14 protein-coding genes are annotated in these 13,350 nt (G+C 62.7%); 10 read left to right on the forward strand and 4 right to left on the reverse strand.

The window, feature by feature from the left end; translation table 11 throughout:
• Window positions 1-41 precede the first annotated feature (41 nt).
• Together VGL22_RS16260 and VGL22_RS16265 are read left to right on the forward strand one after the other, a co-directional pair.
• Window positions 42-1,193: a trans-sulfuration enzyme family protein gene (locus VGL22_RS16260; protein WP_465267992.1), complete on the forward strand. Its 1,152-nt coding sequence runs from the start codon at window positions 42-44 to the stop codon at window positions 1,191-1,193.
• A gap of 94 nt (window positions 1,194-1,287) precedes the next feature.
• On the forward strand, window positions 1,288-1,626 hold the full coding sequence (locus VGL22_RS16265; RefSeq protein ID WP_465267993.1) for an ankyrin repeat domain-containing protein: 339 nt from the start codon (window positions 1,288-1,290) through the stop codon (window positions 1,624-1,626).
• A gap of 46 nt (window positions 1,627-1,672) precedes the next feature.
• Here the strand turns inward: VGL22_RS16265 and VGL22_RS16270 are convergent, their stop codons facing one another.
• Entirely contained in the window at window positions 1,673-3,271 is a 1,599-nt protein-coding gene (locus tag VGL22_RS16270) for a DHA2 family efflux MFS transporter permease subunit (RefSeq protein ID WP_465267994.1), read from the reverse strand.
• Window positions 3,272-3,434: 163 nt separating this feature from the next.
• Between VGL22_RS16270 and tsaB the strand changes: the two genes are divergently transcribed.
• The 7 genes from tsaB to VGL22_RS16305 all read left to right on the forward strand — a co-directional run bounded on the left by tsaB (window position 3,435) and on the right by VGL22_RS16305 (window position 8,242).
• The gene (gene tsaB / locus VGL22_RS16275) at window positions 3,435-4,094 is read left to right on the forward strand and encodes a tRNA (adenosine(37)-N6)-threonylcarbamoyltransferase complex dimerization subunit type 1 TsaB (RefSeq protein WP_465267995.1); all 660 of its coding nucleotides are present in this window, start codon (window positions 3,435-3,437) and stop codon (window positions 4,092-4,094) included.
• Window positions 4,066-4,554 carry a ribosomal protein S18-alanine N-acetyltransferase gene (gene rimI / locus VGL22_RS16280; RefSeq protein ID WP_465267996.1) on the forward strand — a complete coding sequence of 163 codons (489 nt, stop codon included), beginning with the start codon at window positions 4,066-4,068 and terminating at the stop codon, window positions 4,552-4,554. The genes tsaB and rimI overlap by 29 nt, the downstream gene beginning before the upstream one ends.
• Window positions 4,555-4,860: 306 nt before the next feature.
• A complete protein-coding gene (locus VGL22_RS16285) occupies window positions 4,861-5,067 on the forward strand; it encodes a YdcH family protein (protein WP_465267997.1) in 207 nt (68 codons plus the stop codon).
• A gap of 126 nt (window positions 5,068-5,193) precedes the next feature.
• A complete protein-coding gene (locus tag VGL22_RS16290; protein WP_465267998.1) occupies window positions 5,194-5,919 on the forward strand; it encodes a phosphatidylserine decarboxylase in 726 nt (241 codons plus the stop codon).
• A 62-nt stretch (window positions 5,920-5,981) separates the two neighbouring features.
• Complete coding sequence (locus tag VGL22_RS16295) at window positions 5,982-6,806, forward strand: CDP-alcohol phosphatidyltransferase family protein (protein ID WP_465267999.1); 825 nt, start codon at window positions 5,982-5,984, stop codon at window positions 6,804-6,806.
• A 21-nt stretch (window positions 6,807-6,827) separates the two neighbouring features.
• Window positions 6,828-7,850 carry an Asd/ArgC dimerization domain-containing protein gene (locus tag VGL22_RS16300; protein ID WP_465268000.1) on the forward strand — a complete coding sequence of 341 codons (1,023 nt, stop codon included), beginning with the start codon at window positions 6,828-6,830 and terminating at the stop codon, window positions 7,848-7,850.
• Window positions 7,802-8,242 (forward strand): PIN domain-containing protein, encoded by a 441-nt coding sequence (locus VGL22_RS16305; RefSeq protein ID WP_465268001.1) that lies wholly within the window; start codon window positions 7,802-7,804, stop codon window positions 8,240-8,242. The genes VGL22_RS16300 and VGL22_RS16305 overlap by 49 nt, the downstream gene beginning before the upstream one ends.
• Before the next feature lie 9 nt (window positions 8,243-8,251).
• Here the strand turns inward: VGL22_RS16305 and dgt are convergent, their stop codons facing one another.
• On the reverse strand, window positions 8,252-9,427 hold the full coding sequence (gene dgt / locus VGL22_RS16310) for a dGTP triphosphohydrolase (protein WP_465268002.1): 1,176 nt from the start codon (window positions 9,425-9,427) through the stop codon (window positions 8,252-8,254).
• A 308-nt stretch (window positions 9,428-9,735) separates the two neighbouring features.
• On the opposite strand from dgt, the gene VGL22_RS16315 reads away from it, so the two are divergent.
• Window positions 9,736-10,719, forward strand: coding sequence for a substrate-binding domain-containing protein (locus tag VGL22_RS16315; protein WP_465268003.1), 984 nt, complete (start codon window positions 9,736-9,738; stop codon window positions 10,717-10,719).
• Window positions 10,720-10,830: 111 nt separating this feature from the next.
• On the opposite strand, the gene VGL22_RS16320 is transcribed toward VGL22_RS16315, so the two are convergent.
• Window positions 10,831-12,921 (reverse strand): hypothetical protein, encoded by a 2,091-nt coding sequence (locus VGL22_RS16320; RefSeq protein WP_465268004.1) that lies wholly within the window; start codon window positions 12,919-12,921, stop codon window positions 10,831-10,833.
• On the reverse strand, window positions 12,918-13,253 hold the full coding sequence (locus VGL22_RS16325) for a PadR family transcriptional regulator (RefSeq protein ID WP_465268005.1): 336 nt from the start codon (window positions 13,251-13,253) through the stop codon (window positions 12,918-12,920). The genes VGL22_RS16320 and VGL22_RS16325 overlap by 4 nt, the downstream gene beginning before the upstream one ends.
• Window positions 13,254-13,350 lie beyond the last annotated feature (97 nt).

The raw sequence follows: 13,350 nt of genomic DNA on the forward strand, positions 1-13,350 counted from the left end.
GTTAATCTAGAGGAGACATTTCAGGAGCACGCAACCAGGACATGCCCGAATACAAGTACTCCACTCTCGCTGTGCACGCCGGATCGGAGCCTGACCCGCTCACTGGCGCTGTGAACGTCCCCGTCTATCTGTCGTCGACCTTCGAGCTTACCGGAGTCGGCACCGACCGTGGCTGGGACTACTCCCGCGCCGGTAACCCCACGCGCGACCGCCTTGAGACTGCCCTCGCTGCCCTCGAAGGCGGACACAGTGGTCATGCCTTCACCTCGGGCATGGCGGCGATCACCGCGCTGGTCGCCGACCTGCATGCCGGCGACCATCTCCTGTGCTCGAGGGACGTGTATGGCGGGACCGCGCGCCTGTTCAACAAGTTCATTGCGAACTATGGGATCGAGATTGAATACGTCAATACCGATCAGCCGGAGGCCGTGGAGAAGGCGATCAAGCCGAACACCAGGCTGATCCACGTGGAGACGCCGTCGAATCCCCTGATGGTGTTGAGCGATATCGCGGCAATCGCCGAGATTGCGCACGCCCGCGGCGGCATTGAAGTGTCGGTCGATAACACCTTCATGTCGCCCTGCCTGCAGAGCCCGCTGGCGCTGGGTGCTGACATCGTGATGCACTCGACGACAAAGTACCTCAACGGCCATTCTGACGGTATTGGCGGGGCGTTGATCGGCTCCACGCCGGAGCACAAGGAGCGTTTCTGCCTGGTGCAGAAGGCAGCCGGGGGCGTGATGTCGCCGTTTGAGTGCTTCCTGGTGCTGCGCGGGATCAAGACGATGCCCTTGCGCATCAAGGCTCACGAAGAGAACGGGCAGGCGGTCGCCAGGTTTTTGAGTGAGCATCCCAAGGTGACGAAGCTTGCGTACCCGGGATTGAAGAGCCATCCGCAGTATGACCTGGCAGTGAAGCAGCAGAAGGGCTTCGGGTCGATGATGAGCTTCGATATTGGTTCGCGCGAGAACGCGGCGAAGTTCCTGGCGGGGCTGAACATCTTTCTGAATGCCGAATCGCTGGGCGGGGTCGAGTCGCTGGCTTCCCATTCGGCGACGACGACCCACGGCTCGGTTTCCGCGGAGGAGCGCGCGGAGATGGGCATCACGGAAGGCCGCATCCGCCTTTCCATCGGCATCGAGGACAAGGAAGACCTGATCGCCGATCTCGATCAGGCGCTGGCCGGCGTGTAACTGCCAGGCAAGCATATGAGCGCGTGCGATGCCGCCCTTCGCGATCTGGTTACGGCCATTGTCGCCGAGGATGCCGGCTCGTGGCGCGCTCAGCTTGCCGCAAACCCCGGGTTGGCGGGTGGGGTTTGTAACGGGCGCGGCGCGCGGCTCCGAGGAAGGCTACTTCCTCGCCGGCATCAAGCGCTGGATCTATGCCGGCGATACCGCGCTTCATTTAGCGGCGACCGCTTACCGGGTTGAGGCGGTGTGCGCACTCCTGACGGCAGGAGCCGATGTGAGCGCCCCGAATCGCCATGGACAGACGCCACTGCGCTCGGCCGCGGCGGGCATTCCCGGCTCGGATTATTGGAGTGCGGAACATCAGGGCGCGACGATCGCGGCGCTGGTCGAGGCCGGGGCTGATCCGAATGCGGTCGGGATGACCGGGGGTTGAGGAGGTGGAGGGGTGCGGCGAACGTGAGAGTTTCGGAAATGGTCAACTAATGTCCGACGGGGGTGGAGCCGCCTCGTTTGGGTTTGGCCATCAGGAAAGGAATCGGAATCAACACCAGCGTCACTGCGGACATGATCCAGATCACGTCGACATAGGCCAGCAGGCGCGCCTGCCGTTGCGCCATGCCGTAGATCTGGGCGCCGGCGCGCTGCATGGCATCGGGCATCGCCAGCCCGGTCTGAATCCAGGCCCCGGCCAATCCCGACCGCATCGCCTCAAACGGCCCATTCCCCGGCGACGCATGAGCGCCCAGAAAGGCCAGATGCCGCTGGGTCAGCCGCGCCAGCATCGTGGTCATGTAGCTGATTCCCACGCTGCCGCCCAGGTTGCGGGAAAGCGCGGACATGCCGCTGATCTCGTTGTTCTTCTCCTGAGGAATGCCCGCATAGCAAAGAGTATTGATGGGAATGAACAGGAACGGGAGCCCCAGGGCGATGAACGCGCGCCAGCTCACCGCCAATCCGAAACTCACGTTCAAGTTCAGATTCGCCATGCGGATCATACCCAGAGTGGTAAGCAGAAAGCCAATGGCCACCAGCTTGCGCGGATCGAACCGGGGCGCAAAGAACCCGGCAACCGGAAACAGGAGCATCAGCACCAGCGCGCCGCTTGAGACAGCCATGCCCGCCTGCCGGGCGCTGTAGCCCATGATCTCCTGCAAGAACTGCGGAATCAGCACGGTGGACGTATAGAGCGATATGCCTACCATGAACAGAACCAGCTGCGTCATGCCCACATTTCGTCGCATGTAGAGGCGCAGATCGATGATGGGGTGCGCGACGTGCAACTCGCGGAAGATGAAGACCACAAACGCGACCACCGCGGTAATGGCGCAGGCGACGATGAAGCGCGAGCTGAACCAGTCGTCTTCCTGGCCCTTGTCGAGCATGATCTGCAGCGAGGCGATAGCGAGAATCAGAAGGCCAAGTCCCCAGCCGTCAATGCCTTCCTTTCGCTTGCGAATCTTGGCCAGATAGGGCGGGTCTTCGACCAGCCGGTTGGACAAGTACATCGACAAAATTCCCACCGGGATATTGAGGAAAAAGATCCAGCGCCACGAGTAGTTGTCGATGATCCATCCGCCCACCGTGGGCCCGACGGCCGGCGCCATCACGACAGCCACGCCGTAAACCGCAAACGCCATCGACCGCTTTTCCGGCCGGAACGTATCCGCCAGGATGGCCTGCTCGCTGGGCTGCAAGCCGCCGCCCGCCGCGCCTTGCAGGACCCGGAAGAACACCAGGACGCCCAAGGTCGGCGCGATCCCGCACAGGAAGGAGCAAACGGTGAACAGAAAGACGCAGCTCATGTAGAACCGCTTCCGCCCGATGCGGTTGGCGATCCAGCCGCTGATGGGCAGGACCATGGCGTTCGCAACCAGATAGCTGGTCAGCACCCAGGTCGCTTCGTCCTGACTGGCCGAAAGCGTTCCGGCGATGTGCTGCATGGCCACGTTAGCGATGGAGCTGTCGAGCGCCTCCATGAAGGTCGCCAGTGTGACCGTGACGGCAATGGCCCACGGGTTGGCGCGGGGGCGCCAGACGTCATGAAAGGTCAGTGGTGCCGTGGCCGTCGCCGCCGCCAAATGCTGCTCCTCGAGTGATCAGGGTCAGGGATTGAATTGGATATGTGCTTTTTCCAGAGTACCGGAAGTGGGGCTGTCGCGCCGACCGGCCCGTGCCGGTATGCCATTCTGGAGGGTGGCAAATTCCGATCCAATCCTGCATTCAGGGGCGAGCCTGAGCCCCATGGCGGTTCTGGGAATCGACACGTGCGGGCCGGCCGGTACGGTCGCCCTGGCGCGGCTGGGTGGAGATGGCCTCCAGATTCTGGGCCAGACGCGGCTCGAGGGGCGGACGTATTCGGCGACGCTGATCGCGGCGTTGGGTGATCTGCTGAAGGCGCACGCGGTGTCGCTCGGTTCTGTCGGGTGCCTGGTGGTGGTGAGCGGGCCAGGCAGCTTTACGGGGGTACGGGTGGGGCTGAGCGCAGCGAAAGGGCTGGCCGAGGGCGCCGGGATGAAGGTCGTGGCGGTGTCTCGGCTTGAGATTCTGGCGCAGTTGGCGGGGGTGGCGGGTGCCGCTCTGGATGCTCATCGCCACGAGGTGTTTTTGCGCGCCCAGGGGAGGGAATTGCTGGCGGGACCTGCCGAGCTGGCGGCCTTTGGCGCGGCGCCGGCAGGTGTTGCGGTGTGCGATGAGGCGGCTGCAGAACTGCTGCGGGTTGCGTGGCCTTCGACGGAACTGGTTCGGGTTGAGCCGCCCGACGCATCCGACGCTATCCGGCTGGCGGTGCCGCGGATCGAGGCTGGCGCGTTCGCCGATGTGCTGCTGCTGGATGGGCACTACGTGCGGCGTTCCGATGCTGAGATTTTTGGCGATGCGGCGAACGCCTCGGGGCGCGGGTGAGGCGGCGGTGGCGGAGCAGATTCTGATTCGCCTCATGACTCCAGACGACATAGCGGCCGTGATGGCGATCGCGGCGAGCTTGAAGGATGCTCCGCAGTGGGGCCGGTCGGGGTATGAGGCGGTGTTTGCGGCCGCGCCGCAGCGTATAGCGCTGGTGGCCGAGGCCGGGACCGTGGTGGGCTTTGTGGTTGCTGCGGTGGTTGCGCCGGAGGCTGAGATTGAGTCGATCTCGGTGGCAGCGGAGTATCAGCGCCGCGGTGTGGGGCGGAGGTTGTTCGCGGCTTTGGAGGTGGAACTCAGGCGCCTGGGCTGCACCGAGATTTTGCTGGAGGTGCGCGCGTCGAATGCGGCTGCCTGGGAGATGTACGAGGGACTTGGATTTCGGGAAAACGGGCGCAGGGCGGGGTATTATGCGGATCCGGTGGAGGATGGGGTGTTGATGCGGTTGGGCCTGGGATAGCAGAAGCTGAGCCCTTCGAACGGAGCGTCTTGCCCGGAGTCCGGCGTAAAGGTCTTCATCCCACAGCGTAGAAGGGCAACAGCGGGTCCTTCGCTGCGCTCAGGAAGGCTAAGCGAGGGGTGAACGGGACTCCAGAGGCAGCTTAGCGACGAGGGGATGAATTCGTGGCTGGGTCTCGTTTGTTTCGATTGGCGAGGATGGGGCTGGGAATTCCACAGCGAAAGTAACTTCCGCTGGCCGTTCCCGCTTGCCGAGTCGCGCGTCGCAGAGCTATATCTAAGAGTCTGATGAATTCAAGGAGGGACCATGGTCGAAATTCACGATCCGCTGAGCGAAGAAATCACCCGCCTGCACGCCGAACACCATCGCTACGCTCAGCGGTTGGAAGAACTGCTTCAGAAGCCCTACCTCTCCGATGACGAGCAGCTCGAGGAAGTGCGGTTGAAGAAGCTGAAGCTTCATGCGAAGGACCTGATTCACGCTCTCGAACGCCGTCATGAGGCGGTAGCGTAGATCCCGGCCCCCGGGGCGGAACAGGTTGATCCAGTAGACGGAGCGGCGCGCACAAATGAGCATGCACGGGAAGTGTGTCCCCGCGGCAACCCCCAGAGCGGAACGACCGTATAATCGTTAGGACGTATGGTTCGTGACGGTTACATTTACGGGTTGAGTTTGCTGGCGGTTGCGGTGGCGGTGGGCTGGCTTACCGGGGCGTGGTGGTGGATGATTCTGCCTCTGCTGCTGGCGGGATTTTTTCTATGGTTTTTCCGGGATCCGCAGCGTCTCATTCCCAGTGCGCCCGGGTTGATTGTGTCACCCGCCGACGGACTCGTCACTGAGACTGTTACCATCTCCACGCCGCAGGGTGAACGGCAGCGCGTGAGCATTTTCCTGAATGTGTTTGACGTTCATGTAAATCGCGCGCCCATCGCCGCGACGATTGCCAGCATCGACTATCAGAAGGGCAAGTACATGAATGCCATGAACCCCGCCTGCTCGGACGTGAACGAGCGCAACATCGTCCTGATGAGGGGGGAGGGCATGGAGATCGTGTTCAAGCAGATTGCCGGCCTGCTGGCGCGGCGTATCGTGTTTCCCCTCAAGGTGGGCGACCGGGTGGAGCGCGGCCAGCGCGTCGGCATGATGAAGTTCGGGTCGCGGACCGATATTGTGATCCCGGGCGACGCCGAGATCCAGGTGAAGGTGGGGCAGCGGGTGAAGGGCGGCTCCAGCGTGATCGCGATCATGGGCGCGGGCGCGATGGCAGGAGGGCCGCGCGAGCAGAAGCGGTCGTTATCCGCGGAAGCCGAGCCCGGGGATGACCTGGACGACCAGCCTGGGAACGACAGGGGAGTTCGGCGTTGAACGGCGAGGACGCCGTTGTAGAGGCCCAGCGGGCGCAGCGCAGAGCGCGTCGGCGGCGTGGAATGTACCTGCTGCCGTCGTTGTTTACGGTGGGGAACATTGGCGCGGGCTACTGGTCGATTACCCAGACGATCGCGGCGATCGGCAGCAACGGAGATGCGCAGTGGCACCTGAACTGGGCCGCCATCGCCATCCTGTTTGCCATTCCTTTTGACGCGCTGGATGGGCGCATTGCCCGCATGACCAACACCACAAGCGAGTTCGGCAAAGAGCTGGATTCGCTGGCAGACGTGATCACGTTTGGGGTGGCGCCTAGCCTGCTGGCGTTCATCTGGGGGTTCAAGTTCCTGCCCGACTCAGTGAATGGGGAACTGCGCCAGGACCTGCTGCACATTGGCGGCTTTGTGTGCTTCCTGTTCCTGATTGGCGGAGCGTCACGGCTGGCTCGTTTCAATATCAGCCACAATGCGGTGCCGCGTAATCCGGGGCGCCCGGATCGCAAGTATTTTGTAGGCATGCCGATTCCGGCCGCGGCCGGGCTCATCGCCACCAGCGTGCATTTCTGCATGGGGTATCCCAACCAGGCGTGGTGGATTTCCATTGTCTGGATCTGCCTGGTCGGTGTCACGGGATTTCTGATGGTGAGCACATGGCGATTCTGGTCGGGCAAGGAGATCAATTTCTCCCGGCGCCACCCGGTGCGGATTCTGCCGTTTATTGCGATCGCGCTGTTCCTGATGATCCGGTTTTCGCAGTTTGTGCTGTTTGCCGGCGCGCTGCTGTACATGTTTTCGGGGATATCGGCGCGCGCGGCGTATGGCTGGTCGCGGCGGCGCCGGCACCGGCCCGTATCCGGGATCGAGTCTTCCGATCCTCGACCCTCCTAACCGCATCTGAGAAGGATTTCCGTGTACAAGATTGCGATTGTTGGCGCCTCCACGTTGCTGGGCAAAGAACTAAAGGACGTTCTTTCCGACTCGACCCTTGCCGGGGCGACGTTCACGCTGCTCGATGACCAGAAGGGCCAGGGCCAGCTTGACCAGGTCGGCGACGAGGTCACGTTTGTGCAGGCCGTGGAGCGGGACGCGTTCGAGAAGATGGATTTCACGTTTTTCTGCGGCTCGGAGGAGATGACCCGTCGGCACTGGAAGAATGCGTTGCAGGCGGGATCCACGGTGCTGGACCTTACGGGCGTGCTGGACCATGAGCCCGGGGTGCTGGTGCGCGCGCCCTGGGTGACGGGCAACGATGTGTCGGCAGATCTGTTTACGCCTGCCATTGTTCCGGCCCATCCGGCGGCGCTGGCGCTGGCGCTGCTGCTGGAACGGCTGAGGCCGGCGCTGCCCCGGTTTATCGCGGCAACGCTGCTGGCGCCCGCGAGCGAGTTCGGTAGCCCGGCGATGGACGAGTTGCACCAGCAGACCGTGAACCTGCTCAGCTTTCAGGCTCTGCCTAAGGCCGTGTACGACGCGCAGGCCGCCTATAACCTGCTCTCAGGAATGGGGGAGAACACGCAGCTCAGCCTGCATCAGCTCGAAGCCCGCATACGGCATCACTACGAGGCTCTGGGAGGAGGTCGCCTTCCCGCGCTGGCGCTGCAGGCCATCGCCGCGCCGGTGTTCCATGGACATGCCTTTTCGATTGCTGTGGAGCTGGAGCGGGCGGTGGAGATCGCGGCTCTTGAAGATGCGCTGGGAGGCGATCATGTCGACCTGGTGCTCGAGGATACAGACTCGCCGTCGAACCTCGCGGCCACCGGCCAGAATGATGTGCTGGTGCGACTGCGTCCGGTGATCGAAGGACGGAATCCGACGCAGTTCACGCGATTCTGGCTGTGGGCGGCGTCCGACAATCTGCGGTTGTATGCGCAGAACGCGGTGGAGTGCGCGCTGGAGTTGCGGCGGCTGCGGCCTCAGGGAACGGTGCAGTAAGGCGGCTTACTGGACTGCTGCGCTATATCGACGATGAGCCCGGTGCCGATCAGGTGGAACTCATTCTGGCGGGGTGCATTTCTGGAAGCTCGCAGTCGAGAATATCGGCGGTGCAATGGGCCGGGATTGCAGGGAAGCTTCGCAGCCATCACGGACCCAGACAACAAAATCGCGTCCTGAGTCGTCTTCCGCCTCAAATTGAAATCGTGACTGTGACCCCGGAAATGGCAGTTCGAGCAGCCGAACTGCGAGTCGACCGGAAAATTTCCTATGGAGACGCCTTCGCGCTGGAACTGGCGCTCGGAGTCCCCGAGCCTGTCCTCGTCACGGCAGATTACGCTTTCAAAGCTGTCGCTGATCTGGTGTCGATCGAGTTTCTTCCGGTTAACTGAGGTCCTGCATCATCGCGCGTTCAGATCGGCCCAGGTCTGTTCGATGAAGTTGTCGGTCATGCCGGCGATATAGTCGGTGACGGTGCGGGCCAGGCCTTCGGTAGCGATGAGGATGCGGTGATCTTCGGGCAGAAGATCGGGATCCTGCATGAAGCGCTCGAACAGGCCTTCGACTACCAGCCCGGCGTGGGCGTGCACCTCTTCCATGCCCGGTGAGTTGTACAGGCGGTCGTAAAGGAAGCGTTTGGCGTTGGCGCGCTTCTCTTCCATGGCGGGACTGAAGGCGGCGAGGCGCGCGGGCGCGCGGCGAACCTGTTCCAGTGTCGTGATGCCGCCGGCATCGATGCGCCGCCGCACCTCCTGCATCAGATCGGTGACCAGTGAGTTCAGCATGCGACGAATGGCTTCGCTGGTGGTGAGGCGGGGGCGGGCGCTGGAGTGTTGTGCCAGCGCGGCATCGTGGCAGCCGCGGAACAGTGGCACCGAGTCGCGCACCTGATCGAGTTGAAGGGCGCCCGCATCGAGTCCGTCATCGAGATCGGCGGTGAGGTAGGCAATCTCGTCTGCGAGGTCGATGAGCTGGGCTTCGAGGGGCGGGAACTGGTCGAGGAAGTACTCGGCGAGTTCCGGATGCTCATCGGCCTCGTAATCGTGGGAGTGCTTGATGATGCCTTCACGCACGGCGAGCGTGAGGTTCAGACCGCGAAACGAGGCATAGCGTTCTTCGAACCAGGTTACGATGCGCAGGGCGTGCAGGTTGTGATCGAAGCCCAGGCCATGGGCCTTGAGGGCGTGGTCCAGCGCCTTTTCTCCGGCGTGGCCGAAGGGTGGATGGCCAAGGTCATGCACCAGGGCGAGGGCTTCCGTGAGCTGAACGTTCAGCCCCAGGGCAGTCGCCAGGGTGCGCGCGATCTGCGTCACCTCAAGAGTGTGGGTGAGGCGACTGCGGAAGTGATCGGTTGCGCGGTCCCCGGGCATGCGCGTGAATACCTGCGTCTTGCCTGCGAGGCGGCGAAAGGCGCGTGCATGCAGCACACGGGCTCCGTCGCGCGCGAAGGGGGTGCGGTAGGCGTGAGGCGGTTCAGGATACGCGCGCTGCGCGAGCAGGCCATCATCCGGGACGGCGATTTCGCGTGGCAGGCGATGCGTCGGCTGGGACTCACGGGATCTGCTCGCGTCGGTCATGGTCACGTCTGGTTATACCGCAATGGCGCGCCGGGGGTGTCCAATTACAGGTTGGCGGGATGAAGTTAGCTGCGGAAGGGTGTGGATGCGATCGTAAGGGCAAGGGGGTTGATGTTTCACGATGCGAAAAATACGTGCGCGCCATCACCAGTCAAGCAATGGGCTGCCTGCTATAAACTGCTCATGCAGTTTGCGATGGACAAGAGCCGTGTCAGGATCGATAATCCTGCCGGAAATTGATCGGGGTCGTTCACGCCTTCGGCGTGCGGCCCCGAAGCCGTTTTTCCCGACTGGACCGGAGGGCAAGTATGACGAAGATGAAGAAGGCTGCACTGGGGTTGATGACCCTTGGAGTCGCTGCGCTTTGTGGCTGTGAACGGCATTCCAACAAGGAAGTGTTCTACCTGGTGACGGCGAACGCGGCGCTGCCTTATTGGCAGACCGCGGCGGCAGGTTTCAACCACGCGGCTGCGCAGTACAAGGTGACCGCCAAGGTGGTCGGCCCGGACGGCTACGATGCGCAGGCGGAGTTGGATGCGCTGCAGAAGGCCGTGGCGGCCAAGCCCGCGGGCATTCTCATTTCAGTTGCGGACGCCTCGGTTCTGCAGTCCGGCATCAACGCGGCGATTGACGCCGGCGTGCCGGTGATCACCATCGATTCCGACGACCCGGGCAGTCACCGGCTCTACTTTGTGGGAACCAACAACCTTGAGGCGGGACGGCTGAGTGCCAAGCCGATCCTGGAGAAATTCAGTAACGCGAATCTGATTGTCTTCACCATCAAGGGCCAGCCGAACACAGACGATCGCCTGACCGGGTTGAGAGCCGCGCTGGAGGCCAAGCCGGGCATCAAGATTGTGGATGTGATCGATGTGAAGGGTGATCCCCGGGTGGCTTTCGACCGGGCGCAGGAATTGATTGGCGCGACCGGCGCTAAGAAGATCGACGGCTTTGTATGCCTGGAGTCGGTGTCGGGCAAGATGGTTTCTGACGCGATCAAGCGCGCCAACGCAACCGACCGCATGCTGGTGGCGTGGGATGTGAACCAGGACACGCTTGATGCCATCAAAGGCGGCACCATCACCGCGAGCATCGCCCAGAAGCCTTACACCATGGGCTACGTGGGACTGAAGTCCCTGGACGAGATCTTCCATGCGCCCCCCAAGCAATTGACCAAGGACTACGGCGTGGATTCGTTCTCGCCGTATCCGGTGTTCGTGGATACCGGCACGTCAATTGTGAACAAGGACAATGTGGATCTCTACATTGCCGCGGCGGCGCAGGGGAAGTAAGCACGGTGAAGGTCTTCCGCGTTCGCGAAGCCTAGCGAGCGGCGGTCACGAGCGGTACGGATTGCCAAGGCTCCGGTGATGTACGCCGGAGCCTTTCGCTTTCCGAGGTTCTCAGCGCGGCACGAGTTCAAACTGGCGGATAGCAACTCGCGGACCTACCCGCTGATGGTCGGTGTCAGGGAGCATCTCGAGCGCAATCTCGTTGAAGATCCGCATCTTTGCCGATGGTGGAATGGCGAACACCAGCGTCTGTTGGGCCGGCGATGCAGTCAAACTACCGACCTCGGTAATGGGCTGCTGGCCTAAATAGAGAGCGCGCTCGCTGGTGCCGGACGAGTCCTTCAACCAGACCGCCAGTACGACCGCACCCGGAACGGGTTCGCGGCTCTCCACCTGCACGCGAATTTCGCGGCAACGCGCGATGCGGACCTGCGAGCGCAAATACTGGTGGGCCTGCATCATCAAGGGGAATGAGTTGGCTGAAGCGATGTGCAGATCGAGCGGCGTTCCATTGGCGCGGTGCGCTTGCTGGGTGGGACGCAGGTCAGGCGGCTGCAGGTACCAGTACTCGCCGGTGAACCGGATCACCAGGGGCTGCGTGGTTCCGGGAGCCAGAAGCTCAGCAGGCTGAAGCGGCGCCACGATCTCCTTCTTGGGCGGATAGGGCCACAGCACGATGCTTTCGAAGCCGCTGCCTATGTGCGTGGAGGGGGCGTCCTGTTTTTTCGTCTGGGCGGAGGAGCCCGGCAACTTTGCAGCTCCTTGCGCGGTGCCGAACGCTTCGCTTCGATTGCGGTGAGCGACGCCATCGAGAAGCGCCCAAAAGGTGACCAGAACCGCAGGCAGAATGAGGAAGCCCAGGCGCAGTGCGGCACGCCGGTATTCGGAAGGCTTACGAACTCCTCGCGATGGCGCGAACACGGTTTTCATCCTGAACAGGCAGGTGCCCGAGGCAAGCAGGGCGGCGGCCGTCATATTCGCGCCATCGGCGATCGCCCATCCCGCGGCATAGACGCAGACGGCAAGCAGATATCCTTCGGGTTCGGCGGGAGCCTCATAGAGTGTCTCCGCGAACATGGGCCGGTGGGAAAGGAGCGGGACGGGGGGCTGCTCCGGCGGAAGTGTGAGAAGCAGGATGCGCCGCATCTCTCCCGCGAGCAGGAAAGCGGCGATCACCGCGACAGCCGCGCTCAGCGCCGATAGCTGCTCAGAGAACAGGACCATGGCGGGCACCCAGACCCATCCTGCCGTGCACACGATGGCAAAGAGCGGGAAGGCCAGAGGAGGAGCGGCGCGGAACGGACTCGCCGGATTATGCCAGTAGAGATAAGTGCCGACGACGCCGGCAACCGCAGCGAGTGCCACGTAGGCGATGGCGCGGAAGAAGACGGACTCCACGGTGGGATGGTGCGCCTCAGGGAGGCGGCACAGCAGATAGGCCGCAATCAACGCGTTCAGCAAGCCGGCCGCCACCATGAACGCCAACATGCGTTTGATTTTGTAGGGATCGGTGTAAACGGGTTCCGAATCAGTGTCGGTTAGAGGGGATGCGCCGGTCGAGTTCCACTCCACTGCAGCCACGGGCACGGCTGCCATCAAGGGTGTGACGCTCCACATCGAGGAGAGAAACGTAATGAAGTAGGGAAGGCGCAGGGCGTCGGCCCAGAGCCGGAAATCGGCGATCTCTCGCAGTGGCGACACGCCGCGAAGGTGGGGACCGAGTCCCGGCCATAGAAAGAAGTTGGCGAGGACGAAGGTGGCCACGTAAGCAGGCAGGAAGATGGCGGCTGCGAGAGCAAATGCCAGGGCCAGCTTTCTGGCACTGGCATGATGCGCAAGCTGTCGGTGCAGACAGGCGAACAGCAACATGCCCAACCAGACGAAAGCGAGATTGAGCCCCACCCATTCGGCGACTTCAAGAGGCCACGGCGCGGTGTGATTCTGCACGCGATCGATCATGGCGGCCCAGGCGGGCGCCAGCAGCGACCACAGGAGCGCGAAGACGATCAGGGAGGTTCGATTGCCCAGATACCTGACCCATCCGACCACGCATGCCGCGAGCGCCTGTCGCCAGTACCAGCCGTTGGAGCGTCCGCACTGGAACTCTTCAAGCAGATCGCCCGCCAGGGCATCATTCTTTTGACCAGGGATGCAGTGCTCGAGCATCCAGGTGGCAAGCGGCGGCGGGTCGATGCGGCTCATAGCTTCTTCAGCCTTGCTTCCGGCAGCGTTTGCCACAAGCGGGTGAGCACCCGGCGGGTTTCATGCACCTGGTGCAGACCTTGCCTTGTAATGCGAAAGAACCGTTTGGCCCGGCCGCCGCGCTCGGGGGTGGGGTCGCCCAGGCTGGAGACGACGAGGCCCTTGATTTCCAGCCGCTCCAGGGCGGCGTAGACGCTTCCTACGGAGACCTCGCGTCCGCGGATGGTCTCCAGTTGGCGCGCGATGGGAACGCCGTAGGCGTCGTCGCCGAGTTGGATGACGGCGAGGAGGAGCATGAGTTCGAGCTCTCCGAGGTAGCTGCGGTCAGCCATTAATTCAACAATAGAGAAGATATGGTCGGGTTACAACGATAAAAGTAGGGAATGGAAACGAAAAGGCCCGCGTCGGTCGAGATGCGGGCCTTCGGTG

This window comes from Occallatibacter sp. (genome assembly GCF_036502485.1).
GTDB lineage: Bacteria > Acidobacteriota > Terriglobia > Terriglobales > Acidobacteriaceae > Telmatobacter.

Excerpts from the sequence above, each read along its gene's own strand:
- rimI (WP_465267996.1), top strand. The coding sequence starts at position 4,066 with ATGCGGCGAACGCCTCGGGGCGCGGGTGAGGCGGCGGTGGCGGAGCAG.
- VGL22_RS16295 (WP_465267999.1), top strand. The coding sequence starts at position 5,982 with ATGTACCTGCTGCCGTCGTTGTTTACGGTGGGGAACATTGGCGCGGGC.
- VGL22_RS16285 (WP_465267997.1), top strand. The coding sequence starts at position 4,861 with ATGGTCGAAATTCACGATCCGCTGAGCGAAGAAATCACCCGCCTGCAC.
- tsaB (WP_465267995.1), top strand. The coding sequence starts at position 3,435 with ATGGCGGTTCTGGGAATCGACACGTGCGGGCCGGCCGGTACGGTCGCC.
- VGL22_RS16315 (WP_465268003.1), top strand. The coding sequence starts at position 9,736 with ATGACGAAGATGAAGAAGGCTGCACTGGGGTTGATGACCCTTGGAGTC.
- VGL22_RS16325 (WP_465268005.1), bottom strand. The coding sequence starts at position 13,253 with ATGGCTGACCGCAGCTACCTCGGAGAGCTCGAACTCATGCTCCTCCTC.
- VGL22_RS16320 (WP_465268004.1), bottom strand. The coding sequence starts at position 12,921 with ATGAGCCGCATCGACCCGCCGCCGCTTGCCACCTGGATGCTCGAGCAC.
- VGL22_RS16290 (WP_465267998.1), top strand. The coding sequence starts at position 5,194 with ATGGTTCGTGACGGTTACATTTACGGGTTGAGTTTGCTGGCGGTTGCG.
- VGL22_RS16260 (WP_465267992.1), top strand. The coding sequence starts at position 42 with ATGCCCGAATACAAGTACTCCACTCTCGCTGTGCACGCCGGATCGGAG.
- dgt (WP_465268002.1), bottom strand. The coding sequence starts at position 9,427 with ATGACCGACGCGAGCAGATCCCGTGAGTCCCAGCCGACGCATCGCCTG.